The 15,400-nt window shown below is 67.3% G+C and carries 12 protein-coding genes; 3 read left to right on the forward strand and 9 right to left on the reverse strand.

Annotated elements, in window-relative coordinates; all coding sequences use genetic code 11:
- Positions 1-30: 30 nt before the first annotated feature.
- Positions 31-1,407 (forward strand): nucleobase:cation symporter-2 family protein, encoded by a 1,377-nt coding sequence (locus KEC55_RS13715; RefSeq protein WP_282505870.1) that lies wholly within the window; start codon positions 31-33, stop codon positions 1,405-1,407.
- A 359-nt stretch (positions 1,408-1,766) separates the two neighbouring features.
- On the opposite strand, the gene KEC55_RS13720 is transcribed toward KEC55_RS13715, so the two are convergent.
- The 3 genes from KEC55_RS13720 to KEC55_RS13730 are packed head-to-tail and all read right to left on the reverse strand — an operon-like array spanning position 1,767 to position 7,780.
- A complete protein-coding gene (locus KEC55_RS13720; protein WP_282505871.1) occupies positions 1,767-3,290 on the reverse strand; it encodes an efflux transporter outer membrane subunit in 1,524 nt (507 codons plus the stop codon).
- Positions 3,290-6,490 carry an efflux RND transporter permease BpeB gene (bpeB, locus tag KEC55_RS13725; RefSeq protein WP_282505872.1) on the reverse strand — a complete coding sequence of 1,067 codons (3,201 nt, stop codon included), beginning with the start codon at positions 6,488-6,490 and terminating at the stop codon, positions 3,290-3,292. Before bpeB ends, KEC55_RS13720 begins: the two co-directional genes overlap by 1 nt.
- 15 nt (positions 6,491-6,505) lie before the next feature.
- Positions 6,506-7,780, reverse strand: coding sequence for an efflux RND transporter periplasmic adaptor subunit (locus KEC55_RS13730; RefSeq protein ID WP_282505873.1), 1,275 nt, complete (start codon positions 7,778-7,780; stop codon positions 6,506-6,508).
- Between the two features lie 398 nt (positions 7,781-8,178).
- On the opposite strand from KEC55_RS13730, the gene KEC55_RS13735 reads away from it, so the two are divergent.
- A complete protein-coding gene (locus tag KEC55_RS13735; protein WP_176050222.1) occupies positions 8,179-8,820 on the forward strand; it encodes a TetR family transcriptional regulator in 642 nt (213 codons plus the stop codon).
- A gap of 43 nt (positions 8,821-8,863) precedes the next feature.
- Here the strand turns inward: KEC55_RS13735 and KEC55_RS13740 are convergent, their stop codons facing one another.
- Positions 8,864-9,535 (reverse strand): cysteine hydrolase family protein, encoded by a 672-nt coding sequence (locus tag KEC55_RS13740; RefSeq protein WP_282505874.1) that lies wholly within the window; start codon positions 9,533-9,535, stop codon positions 8,864-8,866.
- Between the two features lie 152 nt (positions 9,536-9,687).
- Here KEC55_RS13740 and KEC55_RS13745 point away from each other — a divergent pair, with 152 nt between their 5' ends.
- Positions 9,688-10,692, forward strand: a complete 1,005-nt coding sequence (locus KEC55_RS13745; RefSeq protein WP_282505875.1) for a helix-turn-helix domain-containing protein — start codon at positions 9,688-9,690, stop codon at positions 10,690-10,692.
- A gap of 10 nt (positions 10,693-10,702) precedes the next feature.
- Here KEC55_RS13745 and KEC55_RS13750 read toward each other — a convergent pair whose 3' ends face one another.
- The 5 genes from KEC55_RS13750 to KEC55_RS13770 form a co-directional block, all read right to left on the reverse strand.
- Positions 10,703-11,407, reverse strand: a complete 705-nt coding sequence (locus tag KEC55_RS13750; protein ID WP_282505876.1) for a CoxG family protein — start codon at positions 11,405-11,407, stop codon at positions 10,703-10,705.
- 28 nt (positions 11,408-11,435) lie between these two features.
- The gene (locus KEC55_RS13755) at positions 11,436-11,795 is read right to left on the reverse strand and encodes a DUF427 domain-containing protein (RefSeq protein ID WP_282505877.1); all 360 of its coding nucleotides are present in this window, start codon (positions 11,793-11,795) and stop codon (positions 11,436-11,438) included.
- Positions 11,796-11,930: 135 nt separating this feature from the next.
- Positions 11,931-12,368, reverse strand: a complete 438-nt coding sequence (locus tag KEC55_RS13760) for a carboxypeptidase-like regulatory domain-containing protein (RefSeq protein WP_282505878.1) — start codon at positions 12,366-12,368, stop codon at positions 11,931-11,933.
- A gap of 103 nt (positions 12,369-12,471) precedes the next feature.
- On the reverse strand, positions 12,472-13,956 hold the full coding sequence (locus KEC55_RS13765) for a DegQ family serine endoprotease (RefSeq protein WP_282505879.1): 1,485 nt from the start codon (positions 13,954-13,956) through the stop codon (positions 12,472-12,474).
- 95 nt (positions 13,957-14,051) lie between these two features.
- Positions 14,052-15,398 (reverse strand): ATP-binding protein, encoded by a 1,347-nt coding sequence (locus KEC55_RS13770; RefSeq protein WP_282505880.1) that lies wholly within the window; start codon positions 15,396-15,398, stop codon positions 14,052-14,054.
- Positions 15,399-15,400 lie beyond the last annotated feature (2 nt).

The raw sequence follows: 15,400 nt of genomic DNA on the forward strand, positions 1-15,400 counted from the left end.
CCCCGAAAACAAGATCATGGAGTGAGACAGATGCAACCGAACACGGTCCATCCGTGCGATGAGGTGCTGCCGACCGGCAAGCTGGTAACGCTTGGCCTGCAACACGTCCTCGTCATGTACGCCGGCGCTGTCGCCGTGCCGCTTATCGTTGGCGCCGCACTCAAGCTGCCGAAAGACCAGATCGCGTTCCTGATCAGCGCCGATCTGTTTTCGTGCGGCATCGCCACGCTGATTCAGACGCTGGGCCTGTGGATCTTCGGGATCCGCCTGCCCGTCATCATGGGCTGCACGTTCGCGGCAGTCGGCCCGATGATCGCGATCGGCACGAACCCCGGCCTCGGCATTCTCGACATCTTCGGCTCGACGATCGCGGCCGGCATCATCGGCATCGTGCTCGCGCCGATGATCGGCAAGCTGCTGCGATTCTTCCCGCCAGTGGTCGTCGGCACCGTGATCGCGGTGATCGGGCTGTCGCTGATGGAAGTCGGCATCAACTGGGCGGCCGGCGGCGTCGGCAACCCCGAGTACGGCAGCCCCGTCTATCTCGGCCTGTCGCTGCTCGTGCTGACGCTGATCCTGCTGATCAACAAGTTCGGCCGCGGCTTCATCGCGAACATCTCGGTGCTGCTCGGCATCGTCGCCGGCTTCGCGATCGCGTTTGCGATCGGCCGCGTGAATACCGACGGCGTCGCGCACGCACCGTGGGTCGGCATCGTGATGCCGTTCCACTTCGGCCTGCCGCACTTCGACCCGCTGTCGATCGTGACGATGGTCACGGTGATGTTCGTCACGTTCATCGAATCGACCGGCATGTTTCTCGCGGTCGGCGACATGGTCGATCGTCCGGTCAACCAGGAGCGCCTGGTGCGCGGCCTGCGCGTCGACGGCCTCGGCACGCTGATCGGCGGCATCTTCAACTCGTTCCCGCATACGTCGTTCTCGCAGAACGTCGGCCTGATCGGCGTGACGGGCGTGAAGAGCCGGTTCGTGTGTGCGACGGGCGGCGTGATCCTCGTGCTGCTCGGCCTGTTCCCGAAGATGGCGCAGGTGGTCGCATCGGTGCCGCCGTTCGTGCTCGGCGGTGCAGGCATCGTGATGTTCGGGATGGTGGCCGCGAACGGCATCAAGGTGCTGTCGAAGGTCGACTTCGTGAACAACTCGCACAACCTGTTCATCGTCGCCGTGAGCGTCGGCATGGGCCTCGTGCCGGTCGTGTCGCCGCACTTCTTCTCGAAGCTGCCGCCCGCGCTCGCCCCGATCCTGCACAGCGGCATCCTGCTGGCATCGGCCACGGCCGTGATCCTGAACATCGTGTTCAACGGCGTGAAAGGCGAAAAGGATGCGCGCTGCGACATCCGCCGCGCCGGACACGACTTCGACGGGCGTCCCGCCGACGTGCACCACTGATCGCCCCGCGCCGGACGACGGCGCGCAGCGGTAAAGCAAAACGCCACGGCATGCCGTGGCGTTTTGCGTTGGGGGTGCCGGAGCAGATCGAGCGTTCAGGGCGAACACGCGTCGCGCCTCGAGGCGGGCCGGCGCAGGCGCTGCGCGGCGCGGCACGGGCGACCCAGGGTGGCAACACGGCCCGCGTGATCGACGTCACCTGAGCCCGATGCAGCCGTCGTCACGCCAACCGTCTTCGCACCACGCGATTCGACTGCGCAAAAGAAAACGCCACGGACTTTCGTCCGTGGCGTTTCCGTTTCCGCGACCAGCCGGTTGGAAGGACAAGCGCGCTAAACCGCCCCCGCCCTTCGTTGCGCTTACCCGTTCGTCGCAGCCGCCGACGCAGCCGCCGGAGCGGCCGCCTTGTCGTAGTCGGCCGGCGCATCCGGCGCGCGCGGCGTTTCGCCTGCGCGCTGGATCCAGCCGCCACCCAAGGCGCGGTACAGCGTGACGAGGTTCGTCCAGCGCGCCAGACGCGCGTTGATCAGCGTCTGCTGTGCGGAGTACAGGTCCGTCTGCGCGGTCAGCACCGACAGGTAGCTGTCCACACCGTTCTTGTAGCGCAGGTCCGACAGGTCGAAACGTCGCTGCTGCGCGTGCTCGTTGCGCTCCAGCGCCGCGATCTGCTGGTCGTACGTGCCGCGTGCGGCCAGGCCGTCCGACACTTCGCGGAATGCCGACTGGATCGCCTTCTCGTAGTTGGCGATCTCGATGCGCTTCTGCACGTTCGCGAGGTTCAGGTTCGCGATGTTCTGGCCGCCTTCGAAGATCGGCATCGTGATCTGCGGCGCGAACGACCACGCCGCCGTGCCGGCCTTGAACAGCCCGCCGAGCGTCGGGCTGCCGGTGCCGAACGCACCCGTCAGCGAGATGCGCGGGAAGAACGCGGCGCGCGCCGCGCCGATGTTCGCGTTCGCGGCCAGCAGCGTCTGCTCGGCCTGCATCACGTCGGGGCGACGCGTCAGCAGATCCGACGGCAACCCGGCCGGCACGTCCGTCAGCAGGTTTTGCGAGTCGAGCGGCATGCCCGCCGGCAGATCGTCCGGCAGCGGTTCGCCGATCAGCAGCACCAGATAGTTCAGCGCCTGCGCACGCGCCCGCGCCTGTTGCTGCTGATTCGCGAGCGCCGTCTCGACCACCGTCTGCGCCTGGCGCAGCTCGAGCTCGGAGCCCGTGCCGTTGTCGAACTGCAGCTTCGTCAGGTCGTACTGCGCCTGGGCGGACTTCAGCGTGTTCTCCGTGACCTGCAACAGGTCATCGGTCGACAACAGCGTCAGGTACTGGTCAGCCACCTGCGACACCAGCGAGATTTCCGACGCCTGCCGTGCGTACGACGTCGACAGGTACTGCGCGAGCGCCTGATCCTTCAGGCTCTGCACGCGGCCGAACAGGTCGAGCTCCCACGACGCCGACAGCCCGACGTTGTAGCTGCGCGAGATGTACGGCGCACCGGTCGTCGACAGGCCCTGCGGCACGCGCTGGATGTTGCCCGAGCCCGTGCCGTCGAGCGTCGGGAACAGGCCCGCGCGCGTGATCTGGTACTGCGCGCGCGCCGCCTCGATGTTCAGCACCGACACGCGCAGGTCGCGGTTGTTCTTCAGCGCGATCTCGATGAGCCGCTGCAGGCGCGGATCGACGAAGAATTCGCGCCAGCCGATGGCGGTCGCCGCCTGGCCGTTCGCGCTGCGCGCGCCGGCAGCACCCGGCTGCGTCGCGTAGACGCCGCCGGCCGGGTACGCCTGCGCGACGGGTGCGTCGGGCCGCTTGTAATGCGGCGCCATCGTGCAGCCCGTGGCAAAGAGCGCGACCGCGATTGCAGTCAAAGCGTGTTTTTGCATCATCACTGTCCCTTGTTGCCTTCGTCGCCGTTGCCCGGCTTCTCTTCGTGGTGCGAGTGCTCCTGAGCCAGGCGCAGCGCCTCGTCGACGTCTTCCTTCTCGCCGCTGAAGATCGCACGGATCTTCACGAAGAACATCGGGATCATGAAGATCGCGAGGAACGTCGCCGTGATCATCCCGCCGATCACGCCCGTACCGATCGCGTGCTGGCTGGCCGAACCCGCGCCGTTGCTGATCGCGAGCGGCATCACGCCGAGAATGAACGCGAGCGACGTCATCAGAATAGGACGCAGCCGCAGGCGCGCCGCTTCCAGCGCGGCCTCGATCGGCCCCATCTTCTCCGTCACCTGCAGTTCGCGCGCGAACTCGACGATCAGAATCGCGTTCTTCGCGGACAAGCCCACGGTAGTCAGCAGGCCGACCTGGAAGAACACGTCGTTTTCCAGACCGCGCATCGTCGCCGCAAGCAGTGCGCCGATCACGCCGAGCGGCACCACCATGATCACCGAGAACGGGATCGACCAGCTTTCATACAGTGCCGCGAGACACAGGAACACGACGAGGATCGAGATCGCGTACAGGATCGGCGCCTGCGAACCGGACTGGATTTCCTGGAACGACAGGCCCGTCCACGAATAGCCGATACCGACCGGCAGCTTCTTCGCGAGCGTTTCCATCGCGGCCATCGCCTGACCGGTCGACTTGCCCGGTGCGGCCTGACCCTGGATTTCCATCGCCGACACACCGTTGTAGCGCTCGAGCTTCGGCGAACCGTACGTCCAGTGACCGGTCGCGAACGAACTGAACGGCACCATCCCGCCCGACCCGTTGCGCACGTACCAGATGTTCATGTCTTCCGGCGTCATCCGGAACGGCGCGTCTGCCTGCACGTACACCTTCTTGATCCGGCCGTCGGTGTCGAGGAAGTTGTTCACGTACTTCGACGCCCACGCGATCGAGAACGTCTGGTCGATCGCATCCGCCGTCACGCCCAGCGCATTCGCCTTCTCGCGGTCGATGTCGACCTTGTACTGCGGCGTGTCGTTCAGGCCGTTCGGACGCACGCCCTGCAGCGTCGGATCCTTCGAAGCCATCCCGAGCAGCTGGTTACGCGCGGCCATCAGCGCATCGTGACCCAGACCGGCGTTGTCCGTCAGCTCGAAGTCGAAGCCGGCGGCCGTACCGAGTTCAGGAATCGACGGCGGGTTGAACGGGATCACGATCGCGTCCTTGTAGCCCGCGTAACGCCCGAACATCCGGCCGATCAGCGCCTGGACCTTCTGGTTCGCGTGCTGACGCTGCGAGTAATCCTTCAGGCGCACGAACACGAGACCGGAGTTCTGGCCGCGGCCCGCGAAGCTGAAGCCGTTGACCGTGAACGCGGACTCGACGATTTCCTTCTCGTCCTTCAACAGGTAGTCGGAAATGTTCGCAAGCGTCTTCGCGGTCGTTTCCTGCGTCGAACCCGACGGCGTCTGCACGATCACGAACATCAGGCCCTGGTCTTCATCGGGCAGGAACGACTTCGGCAGGCGCACGAACAGCAGCCCGACCGCGACGATCACGACCAGATAGATGATGAGCCAGCGGCCCGAGCGCTTGATCACGTGGTGCACGCCGACGTGATACTTGTCGCGGCTGTTGTTGAACGTGCGGTTGAACCAGCCGAAGAAGCCCTTCTTCTCTTCGTGATGCCCTTGCGGGATCGGCTTCAGGATCGTCGCGCACAGCGCCGGCGTCAGAATCAACGCGACGAGCACCGACAGCACCATCGCCGACACGATCGTCAGCGAGAACTGACGATAAATTGCGCCGACCGAGCCGCCCGAGAACGCCACCGGCACGAACACCGCCGACAGCACGAGCGCCACGCCGACGAGTGCGCCGGTGATCTGGCCCATCGCCTTGCGGGTCGCCTCCTTCGGAGACAGCCCCTCTTCCGCCATCACGCGCTCGACGTTCTCCACCACCACGATCGCATCGTCGACCAGCAGGCCGATTGCGAGCACGAGGCCGAACATCGACAGCGTGTTGATCGAGAAGCCCACCATCGACATGACCGCGAACGTACCGAGCAGCACCACCGGCACCGCGATCGTCGGGATGATCGTCGCCCGCAGGTTCTGCAGGAACAGATACATCACGAGGAACACGAGCACGATACCTTCGAGCAGCGTCTTGACCACTTCCTCGATCGACAGCTTCACGAACGGCGTCGTGTCGTACGGATACTTCACGACGAGGCCGTGCGGGAAGAACGGTGCCAGTTCGTCGATCTTCGCGCGGACGGCCTTCGCGGTGGCGAGGGCGTTCGCGTTGGTCGCGAGCTGGATACCGAGTGCCGCGGTCGGCTGACCGTTGTACTTCGTGTCGAAGTTGTAGTTTTCGCCGCCGAGGCCGATCTGCGCGACGTCCTTCAGGCGAACCTGCGAGCCGTCCTGATTGACCTTCAGCAGGATGTTGCCGAACTGCTCGGGCGTCTGCAGCAGCGTCGATTCGGTGATCGTCGCCTGCAGCATCGTGCCCGGCGTGGCCGGCGTGCCGCCGATCTGGCCGCCCGCGATCTGCACGTTCTGCGCGGTGATCGCCGAGCTGACGTCGACCGGCGTGAGGCCGTAGTTGGTCAGGCGGTTCGGGTCGAGCCAGATCCGCATCGCGTACTGCGAGCCGAACAGCGTGACGGTACCGACGCCGTTCAACCGGCTGATCGGATCCTTCACGTGCGACGCCACGAAGTTCGCGAGGTCGTACTTGTTCATGCTGCCGTCTTCGGAGTTGAAGGCGAGCACCAGCAGGAAGCTGCTGCTCGACTTCGTCACCGACAGACCGAGCTGCTGCACGACCTGCGGCAGAACCGGCGTCGCGAGCGACAGCTTGTTCTGCACCTGAACCTGCGCGATGTCGGCGTTCGTGCCCGGCGCGAAGGTCAGCGTGATCGTCGCGTTGCCCGAGTCGTCACTCGTCGACGACATGTACAGGAAGTTGTCGAGACCGCTCATCTGCTGCTCGATCACCTGCGTCACCGTGTCTTCCACCGTCTTCGCGGAAGCGCCCGGGTAGTTCGCGGTGATCTGGATCGATGGCGGCGCGATCGTCGGATACTGCGAGATCGGCAGCGTGAAGATCGCCGCAACCCCGGCCAGCATCAGGATGATGGCGATCACCCACGCGAAGATCGGGCGATCGATAAAAAACTTTGCCATGAAACAGGCTCCCTGTTATTGCGCGCTCGAGGCAGCGGCAGCACTCGCCGGCGCGGCGCCCGATGCGGCGGCACCGGTTGCAGCAGCGGCGCCGGAACCGGCGGCAGCCGGCGCGGCGGAGGCAGCAGCGCCCGACGCGGCATCGGCCGCCGGTGCGAGCTGGGCGGGGACCGTCTTCACGGTCGCACCCGGACGCACCTTGTCGACGCCCTGAACGATCACGTGATCGCCCGCTTGCAGACCGCCTTCGACGACCCAGTTCGGGCCCTGCATGCCGGACGTCTTCAGCGGACGCGGCTCGACCTTGTTGCTGGCGTTCACGACCATCGCGACCGCCTGGCCCTTCTGGTCATGCGTGACGCCGATCTGCGGCACCAGGAACGCGTTCTCGTTCACGCCTTCCTCGATCCGTGCGCGCACGAACATCCCCGGCAGCAGCACGCGGCCCGGGTTCGGGAAGACCGCACGGATCGTCACCGAGCCGGTGGTCTGGTCGACCGTCACGTCCGAGAACTGCAGCTTGCCCGCTTCCGAATACGTCTTGCCGTCTTCGAGGATCAGCGACACCTTCGCCGCGCCCGGGCCGCTCGTCTTCAGACGGCCGCTCTGCACGTCCTGGCGCAGCTTCAGCCCTTCGAGGCTCGACTGCGTGAGGTCGACGTACACCGGATCGAGCTGCTGCACGGTCGACATCAGCGTCGCCTGGCTCGCCTGCACGTAGGCGCCCGGCGTCACTTGCGAGATGCCGACGCGGCCCGTGATCGGCGACACGACATCCGTATAGCCGAGGTTGATCTGCGCGGTGTCGACCGCTGCCTTGCCGGCCGCGACGTCCGCGGCGGCCTGCCCTTGCGTGGCCACTGCGTTGTCGTAGTCCTGCTTGCTGACCGCGTTCGCGGCGACCAGCACCTTGTAGCGCGCGACCAGTGCGTTCTGCGTGACGAGGTTCGCCTGCGCCTTCGCGAGCGTCGCCTTCGCGCTGTTCAGCGCGGCGACGTACGGTGCGGGGTCGATCTTGTACAGACGCTGGCCAGCCTTGACGTCGGTGCCTTCGGTGAATTCACGACGCAGCACGATGCCGTCGACCCGCGCGCGGACCTGCGCGACGAGGAATGCGCTGGTGCGGCCCGGCAGGTCGGTGAAGACCGGTACGGCTTGCGGTTGGACGGTGACGACGCCGACTTCCGGCGTTTGCGGCGGCGGTGCCGATTCTTTTTTCCCGCACGCGGCCAGGAAAACGGCGGCCGTCGCGACAGTGATTAAGCGGTATGGAACCCGTTCGACGCGCATGGAGCGACCTCTGTGTATAACCAATGGAATAAGTGCCGCACCCGACCGGAGCGCAACACGGATGCGCCTCACGGCGCAGATCGAACACCTGAAATACTGGACTGCTAGATACAGCAAGCGGCACGAAACCTCCGTGCCGACAGGTTGCCCCGCAACTGCGGACTGGTACTTTGGCGGGAATCAGCAGAGTGGGATATTAACTGATTGCCACTTGGGTCATTCGATCGTAGGGTGGTATTGTATATACATTCATGAATGTATGTAAAAAGCCGGTTTGTGCCCAGCCGGCTGTCCAGTCTTACGAATTGTTACCAGTCGCAAGCATAGCCCGTCTGAATGACGGCTGCGAGGGTTGCAGACCCTATATTCACCTACGATCGATCCAATCAGGCCTGCACATGGTCAGACGTACCAAGGAGGAGGCGCTCGAGACGCGCAACAGCATTCTCGACGCCGCCGAGCACGTGTTCTTCGAGAAAGGCGTGTCGCACACGTCGCTCGCGGACATCGCGCAGCACGCCGGCGTGACGCGCGGCGCGATCTACTGGCACTTCGCGAATAAAAGCGAGCTGTTCGACGCGATGTTCGACCGCGTGTTTCTGCCGATCGACGAGCTGAAGCGGATGCCGCTCGACGCGCCGGGCGGCAATCCGCTCGAGAAGATCCGGCAGATCCTGATCTGGTGCCTGCTCGGCGTGCAGCGCGACGCGCAGTTGCGCCGCGTGTTCAGCATCCTGTTCATGAAGTGCGAATACGTCGCGGACCTGGAACCGCTGCTGCAGCGCAACCGCGCGGGAATGAGCGAGGCGCTCCACGCGATCGACGCCGATCTCGCGGGCGCCGTGCGGCTCAAGCTGCTGCCCGAGCGGCTCGATACGTGGCGCGCGACGCTGATGCTGCACACACTCGTCAGCGGCTTCGTGCGTGACATGCTGATGCTGCCCGACGAGATCGACGCCGAGCAGCATGCGGAAAAGCTCGTCGACGGCTGTTTCGACATGCTGCGCTACAGCCCGGCGATGCTGAAGGACGGCGACTGACGACGCAGCGGTCGCGGCGCTCGCCCCGCCCCCTGCCGCCGCTTCAGGCCGCCTTCGCGCGCTGCGCGCGGGCCCGCCGGTTCGACGCGGCCACCGAATCGCGCGCCGGCACCGGTGCGCCGGCCAGACCCGCGATCCACGCATCGGTCGACATCACGGCCGCGAAATTCGACTGGAACACCACCGTGTACGCACGGTGAATCTCTTCGGCGCTCGCCGCGCCCGCTTCGTTCTCGTACGGCAGCGCGCCCGTCGCGTCGTCCAGGTATTCGACCTTCAGCCCCGCATGCGCCGCGTGATAGACCGTCGCCGCATTGCAGTTGTGCGTCATGTAGCCGGCCACCGCGAGCGTGTCGATTCCGTGCGCATCGAGCCACGCGGCGAGATCGGTGCCGGCGAACGAACTCGCCTGCGTCTTCTCGATCAGGTGCGCGTACGGCCGGCTCGCGACCACCGCGTGCAGCGCGACGCCGTCGGAGCCAGGCGCGAAGATCGGCGCGCCGGCCGGTGCGAGGTGCTGGACCACGATCACGGGCACGCCGGCCGCATGCGCGGCGTCGATCGCGCGGCCGATGTTCGCGAGCGACACGTCGAGCGGCGGATACTCGATCGGCAGGTTGCCCGTCACGTATTCGTTCTGGACGTCGATCACGATCAGCGCACGGCGGGCAGCAGGATGGGAAACGGAAGACGGGACGGCGTTCGAATTCGACATGACGGGCTCCTGGTCCGGGGGCGCGGCCCCGCCCCGGTACGGGGCGGCCAGCGGCGCGATGCGATGCATTGTCGGGCCGCGTCGTTCACGCGGACAGTGGCCCGATAGCCATTCTTCGATAAAATCGGGCCATCACCATCCCGGAGCCCGTCATGGCCGCTGCCGCGTTGCCCGCCCCGCCCGTTCCGACCGTCGTCGCCGTGATCGCATACGACGGCATCAGCCCGTTCCACCTGTCGGTACCGTCCGTCGTGTTCGGCAAGGAACGCGACGCGGCCACGTCGCCCGCGTTCGAGTTTCGCGTCTGCTCGGCGGAGCGCGGCCCGCTCGCGACGACGGGCGGCTTCACGATCACTGCGCCATACGGGCTCGATGCGCTCGACGATGCGGACATCGTGATCGTGCCGGCGTGGCGCGACCCGGACGAGGCGCCGCCCGACGAACTGCTCGACGCGGTCCGCGCGGTCGCCGCGCGCGGTGCGCAGCTCGTCGGCCTGTGCCTCGGCGCGTACGTGCTCGCCGCGGCTGGCCTGCTCGATGGTCGCCCGGCCACCACGCACTGGGCGTGGGCCGACGATTTCGCGCAACGCTTTCCGCGCGTGAAGGTCGATCCCGACGTGCTGTACGTCGACGACGGCAACCTGATGACGTCGGCCGGCACGGCCGCGGGGCTCGACTGCTGCCTGCACGTGGTGCGGCGGCGCTTCGGCTCGGACGCCGCGAACCAGATCGCGCGCCGCCTCGTGATCCCACCGCACCGTCAGGGCGGCCAGGCCCAGTACGTGCCGCAACCGGTCGCCGCGCACCCGCGCGATGCGCGGCTCGCGGGCCTGCTCGACTGGGTGCGCGCGCACCTCGACGCCGCGCACAACGTGGATTCGCTCGCCGAACGCGTGCTGATGAGCCGGCGCACGTTCACGCGCCACTTCCGGCAGGCGACGGGCACGACCGTCACCGCATGGCTGCAGGCCGAGCGGCTCGCACGCGCGCAACACCTGCTGGAAACCACCGGGCAATCGATCGACGCGATCGCGCAGGCAGCCGGCTACGGGTCGAGCGTGTCGCTGCGCCAGCATTTCGCGGGCGCGCTCGGCACGTCGCCGTCTGCGTATCGAAGGGAATTTCGCGGCGCCGGAGCCGGCGCCGACGCGGCGTAACGCCGGCCGCTCAGCCGCCGTTGATCCAGCGTGCCGCGTAAAGCAGCAGCGCGACGAATACGATCATCGCCGCCCATGCCCAGACCGGCACCGTGCCCGAACCGCGATGCGGGAGCGCGCTGGCGGCGCGCCCGGTCAGCGCGTCGCCCAGATGCGGCGGCAGCGCACGCTTCGTGGCCATCAGCGATGCAGGGCGCAGGAACACATGCTGGCGGCGCTGTGCGGCCGAGCGCGCGCGATTCGGCGCAAGGCCATGCTTCGCCTGCACGACCGCGCAGAACTCGCGGAAGAAATCGTCGGTCCAGTCGCGCAGCGCGTTGTCGATCTGCCGTCCCGGCAGCTCGGCGAGCGGCCCGCTCGCCGTCGCCCAGACCACGTAATCGATGCGCGTGGCGTTCGCGTCGTCATCCGGCATCAGCACGAGTTCGACCTGGCCGCGCAGCGCGCCGAGGCCGTCGGCGCGTGCCTTGAAGTTGAGCACGCGGCGCGGCTGCCCTTCCGCGTCGCCCTGCTCGGCCGCCGCATGTACGCGCACGTCGTAGCGCGCACGCAGCGGGCCGAGCGGTACCGTGATCGTCAGCGCGAACTCGCCGTGTGCGAGCTTCACGAACGATTCGCAATGGTCGAAGCTCGCCCGCAGCAACGCGAGATCCTCGAACGCCTCCCGCACGACAGGCGGCGCGAGCGCAACGCGTAACGTGTCGTTCAGTTCCATGACGCCTCCCCGGTGAACACGCGCCGCATCAGGACGTCTCGACGAGACTGTCGACCCGTGCGACATCGAAGGCGACATAGTGCGCAAGCACGGACGCCGCCTCCTTCGGTTCCTCGTAACTCCATGCGGCGTTCTCGATCACGCCGTCTTCCGTCTGCAAGTCGAAATGCACTGCCTGCCCCCTGAACGGGCACGCGCTCGTGAAATCCGACTTCACGAGCCGGCGCATGTTGACGTCACCGCGCGGCAGGTAATGGATGTCCGGCAGTCCCGTTTCGCGCACGGTCAATGCCCGGTGCGAATCGGCGTACGTGATGCCGCGATGGATCACGCGCACGCGATGACGGTTCGGCACGATTTCGAGTCGAGGGTCGGCTGCATCGGACATCGTTTCTCCTTCGGGCGGCCCGGCAGGCAAACCGGGCGCAGGAAACGAAAAAGCCACGGCACGGGTGCCGTGGCTTTCATTATGGGCGAAACTTCGTCCGATTGCGCGACCCGGGCCCGGGCCGCGCGCGGCGGGCTACTGCGCGCTCCACTGGAACGCGGTCTTCGCGCCGCCCTTCGCGCCGACCGTGACGGCGCGCGATTCATCGTTGCCCTGGTACATCGCATGCACCGTATAGCGCCCCGGCGGCACCTGCACGAGCATGTACGGCCCGCGTGCGTCGGTTTTCAGCACTTCGGCGCCCTTGCCGTCGACGATCCGCACATGGACGTCGGCCAGGAACTCGCCGCCCTTGCCGGTGAAGCGCAGCGCCAGCGGCCATTTCGACTCGTTGCGCTGGAACGCCGTCGATTCGTCCTGCCCGACGCCGCCGGACACGAAGGTGACGTCGCCCTGCTGGCGTGCGGCGGGCAAGCCGTCCGACTGCGCGTACGCGCCGGTCGCACCGGCTGCGAGGCCGGCGGCCAACGCCGCGGCGACGGCAAATCGGGACACGTTGCGTAGATATTGCATGGCTCTCTCCTTGGGGTCGGAACACATACGGGGCGCCGCGTCACGCGATCGAGCGGCGGCGGCGCCCGCCGCGGCCGGCCTGGCCGGCCGTCGGCCATACCGGTCAGCTCAGGTCGACCGGTACGAAGATCTGCGCATTATCGCGCTGGATCAGAAGAGCAAGACTGTTGCCTGCGCCCTTGACCGCGTCGCGCAGCTGCTCGGGGCTCGTGACCGGGCGGCCGTTGACCGCGAGGATCACGTCGCCGGGCTGGATGCCCGCATTGGCGGCCGGCCCGCCGGCCTGCTGCACGATCAACCCGTGCGACAGGTTGTCGGCGCTACGCTCCTGCGGCGACAGCGGACGCACCGCAACACCCAGGCGCCCCTGCTCGACCGGCCCGCCGTCGTTCGACGCGAGCTTCGCATCGGCCATCGCGCCGAGCGTCACGCTGAGCGACTTCTTCGCCTTGTCGCGCCAGATCTGCAGGTCGGCCTTCGAACCGGGCTTCAGGTTCGCGATCTGCGCGGGCAGCGACGTCGAATCGGCGACCGGCGAACCGTTGACCGACAGGATCACGTCGCCCGGCTGCAGGCCGGCCTTCGCGGCCGGACCGTTCGGATCGACCGAGCTGACGAGCGCGCCGTCCGGCTTCTGCAGCCCGAACGAACTCGCGAGCGTCTGGTTCAGCCCCTGCACGGCAACGCCGAGGCGGCCGCGGCTCACGTGGCCCGTCTTCACGAGCTCGTCCTTGACCTTGATCGCCTCGTTGATCGGGATCGCGAACGACAGGCCCTGGAAGCCGCCCGTCTGCGAGTAGATCATCGAGTTGATGCCGATCACCTCGCCCTGCAGGTTGAACAACGGGCCGCCAGAGTTGCCGGGGTTCACCGGCACGTCGGTCTGGATGAACGGCGTGTAGTTCTCGTCCGGCAGCGCGCGCGACTTCGCGCTGATGATGCCCGACGTGACCGTGTTGTCGAAGCCGTACGGCGAGCCGATCGCGACGACCCACTGGCCGACCTTGCTCTGCGCCGGATCGCCGATCTTCACGGTCGGCAGGCCGCTCGCGTCGATCTTCAGCACCGCGACGTCGGACTGCTTGTCGGCGCCGACGACCTTCGCCTTGTATTCGCGCTTGTCGGTCAGCTTGACCGTGACGACGTTCGCGCCGTCGATCACGTGCGCATTGGTGAGGATGTACCCGTCGGAGCTGATGACGAACCCGGAACCGAGGCTCGCGCTCGGCTGGTCGTCCGGCTGCGCGTCGCCGCCCATGCCCGGCACCTGGCCGTAGAAATGCTTGAAGAACTGGTAGAACGGGTCGCTCGGATCGATCGGCAGTTGCGGCTGCTGCACGCGCCGCGACACCTGCTTCACGACGTGCTTCGCGCTGATGTTCACGACCGCCGGGCCGTAGGTCTCGACGAGCCCGGAGAAATCGGGGATGCCGGTCTTCGCGGCCGCTTCGGCCGGCATCAGAGCGGCAGCCTGCGCGGGCGAGATGATCTGCGGATCGGCGCGGCGGGTGCCGGCGAAATAGCCGGCTGACAGGGCGGCCGCCACGGCGACCGCGACGGCGCCGCGCGCAAGGAATCGGGTATTCATCGTAGGACCTCCTCTTTGTTAGGACGCAGCGTAACGACCCTGACTTAAAGGAGGCTTAATCAGCCTTAAGCGGGGCTTAAGCGGCTGCCGGCGCTTCACACTGATTCGGACGATTGCGGCGCCTCGGCCGGCATCTCGGCGTCGCGGAACACGACGCTGACGAGCAGGCCGCCCGCGGCCGCGTCGCCGAGCGACACCGTCGCGCCCTGCTGCGCCGCCACGCGCTTGACGATCGCCAGCCCGAGCCCGCTGCCCGCCACGTCGGTACGCGCCCGAGCGGAGCTGTCGCGGTAGAACCGGTCGAACACGCGCTCGCGCTCGTCGGCCGGGATGCCGGGCCCGCTGTCGCCGATCTGGACGCATGCGCGGCCGGCCGCGTCGCGGGTCAGCGACACGTCGATGCGGCCGCCGTCCGGCGTGTACTTCACCGCGTTGTCGAGCAGGTTGCCGAACATCACGCGCAGCGCGCCGACGTCCGCGACGACGCTCGCCGCGCGCGTCTCCTCGAAGCCGAGATCGATGTCGCGCCGCTGCGCGAGCGGCGCATGCGCGGCCACGCATTCGGCGAGCAGCGTCTGCAGGTCGACCGGTTCGCGCATCGTCGCGCCATCCGGTTCGGCTCGCGCGAGCGCGAGCAACTGCTCCGTGAGGCGCGTCGCGCGCGACACGCCGTCCTGGAGATCCGCGACCGCCTCGCGGCGCGACGCGTCGTCCTTCGCGCGAGCGACGAGCTGCGCCTGGATCTGCACGGCCGCGAGCGGCGTGCGCAGTTCGTGCGCGGCGTCGGCGACGAACGCCTTCTGCGTGTCGAGCGCGGCCGACAGCCGCGCGAGCAGCCCGTTCAGCGCGCGCACGAGCGGCTGCACCTCGAGCGGCAGGCGCGCGTCGGGCAGCGGATCGAGCGCTTCCGGCCGGCGCGCCTCGACCGCGCGCGTCACGCGGCCGAGCGGCGCGAGGCCGCGACCGACGATCACCCAGACGGCAGCGCCAAGGAACGGCAGCAGCACGATCAGCGGCCACAGCGTGCGCAGCGCGACGTTCGCCGCGAGCCGGTTGCGCACCGACAGCGGTTGCGCGAGCTGCACGACGTTGTCGCCGACGATCGCGCCGTACACGCGCCATTCGCCGCGATCGGTACGCTCGGTCGAGAAGCCGAGTTCCGCGCGCGGCGCGATCGGCGCACGCGGATGCGAGAAGTACATCAGCACGCCGTTGCGGTTCCAGATCTGGATCACGATGCCTTCGTCGCCGTTGGTGCGCGAGCCGAACACCTGCGAGAACGGCTCCGACGGCAGCGCCGCGGCAATTTCCTGCAACTGGTAATCGAACAGTTCGTTCGCTTCCGCGAGCGCCTGGCGGTAGATGAGCCAGCCCGCGAGGCCCACGCCCGCGACGACGATCGCGAGCAGCCAGATCAGCAATTGATGACGAATCGACCTCACGC

Origin of the sequence: Burkholderia cepacia (assembly GCF_029962485.1) — a bacterium.
GTDB lineage: Bacteria > Pseudomonadota > Gammaproteobacteria > Burkholderiales > Burkholderiaceae > Burkholderia.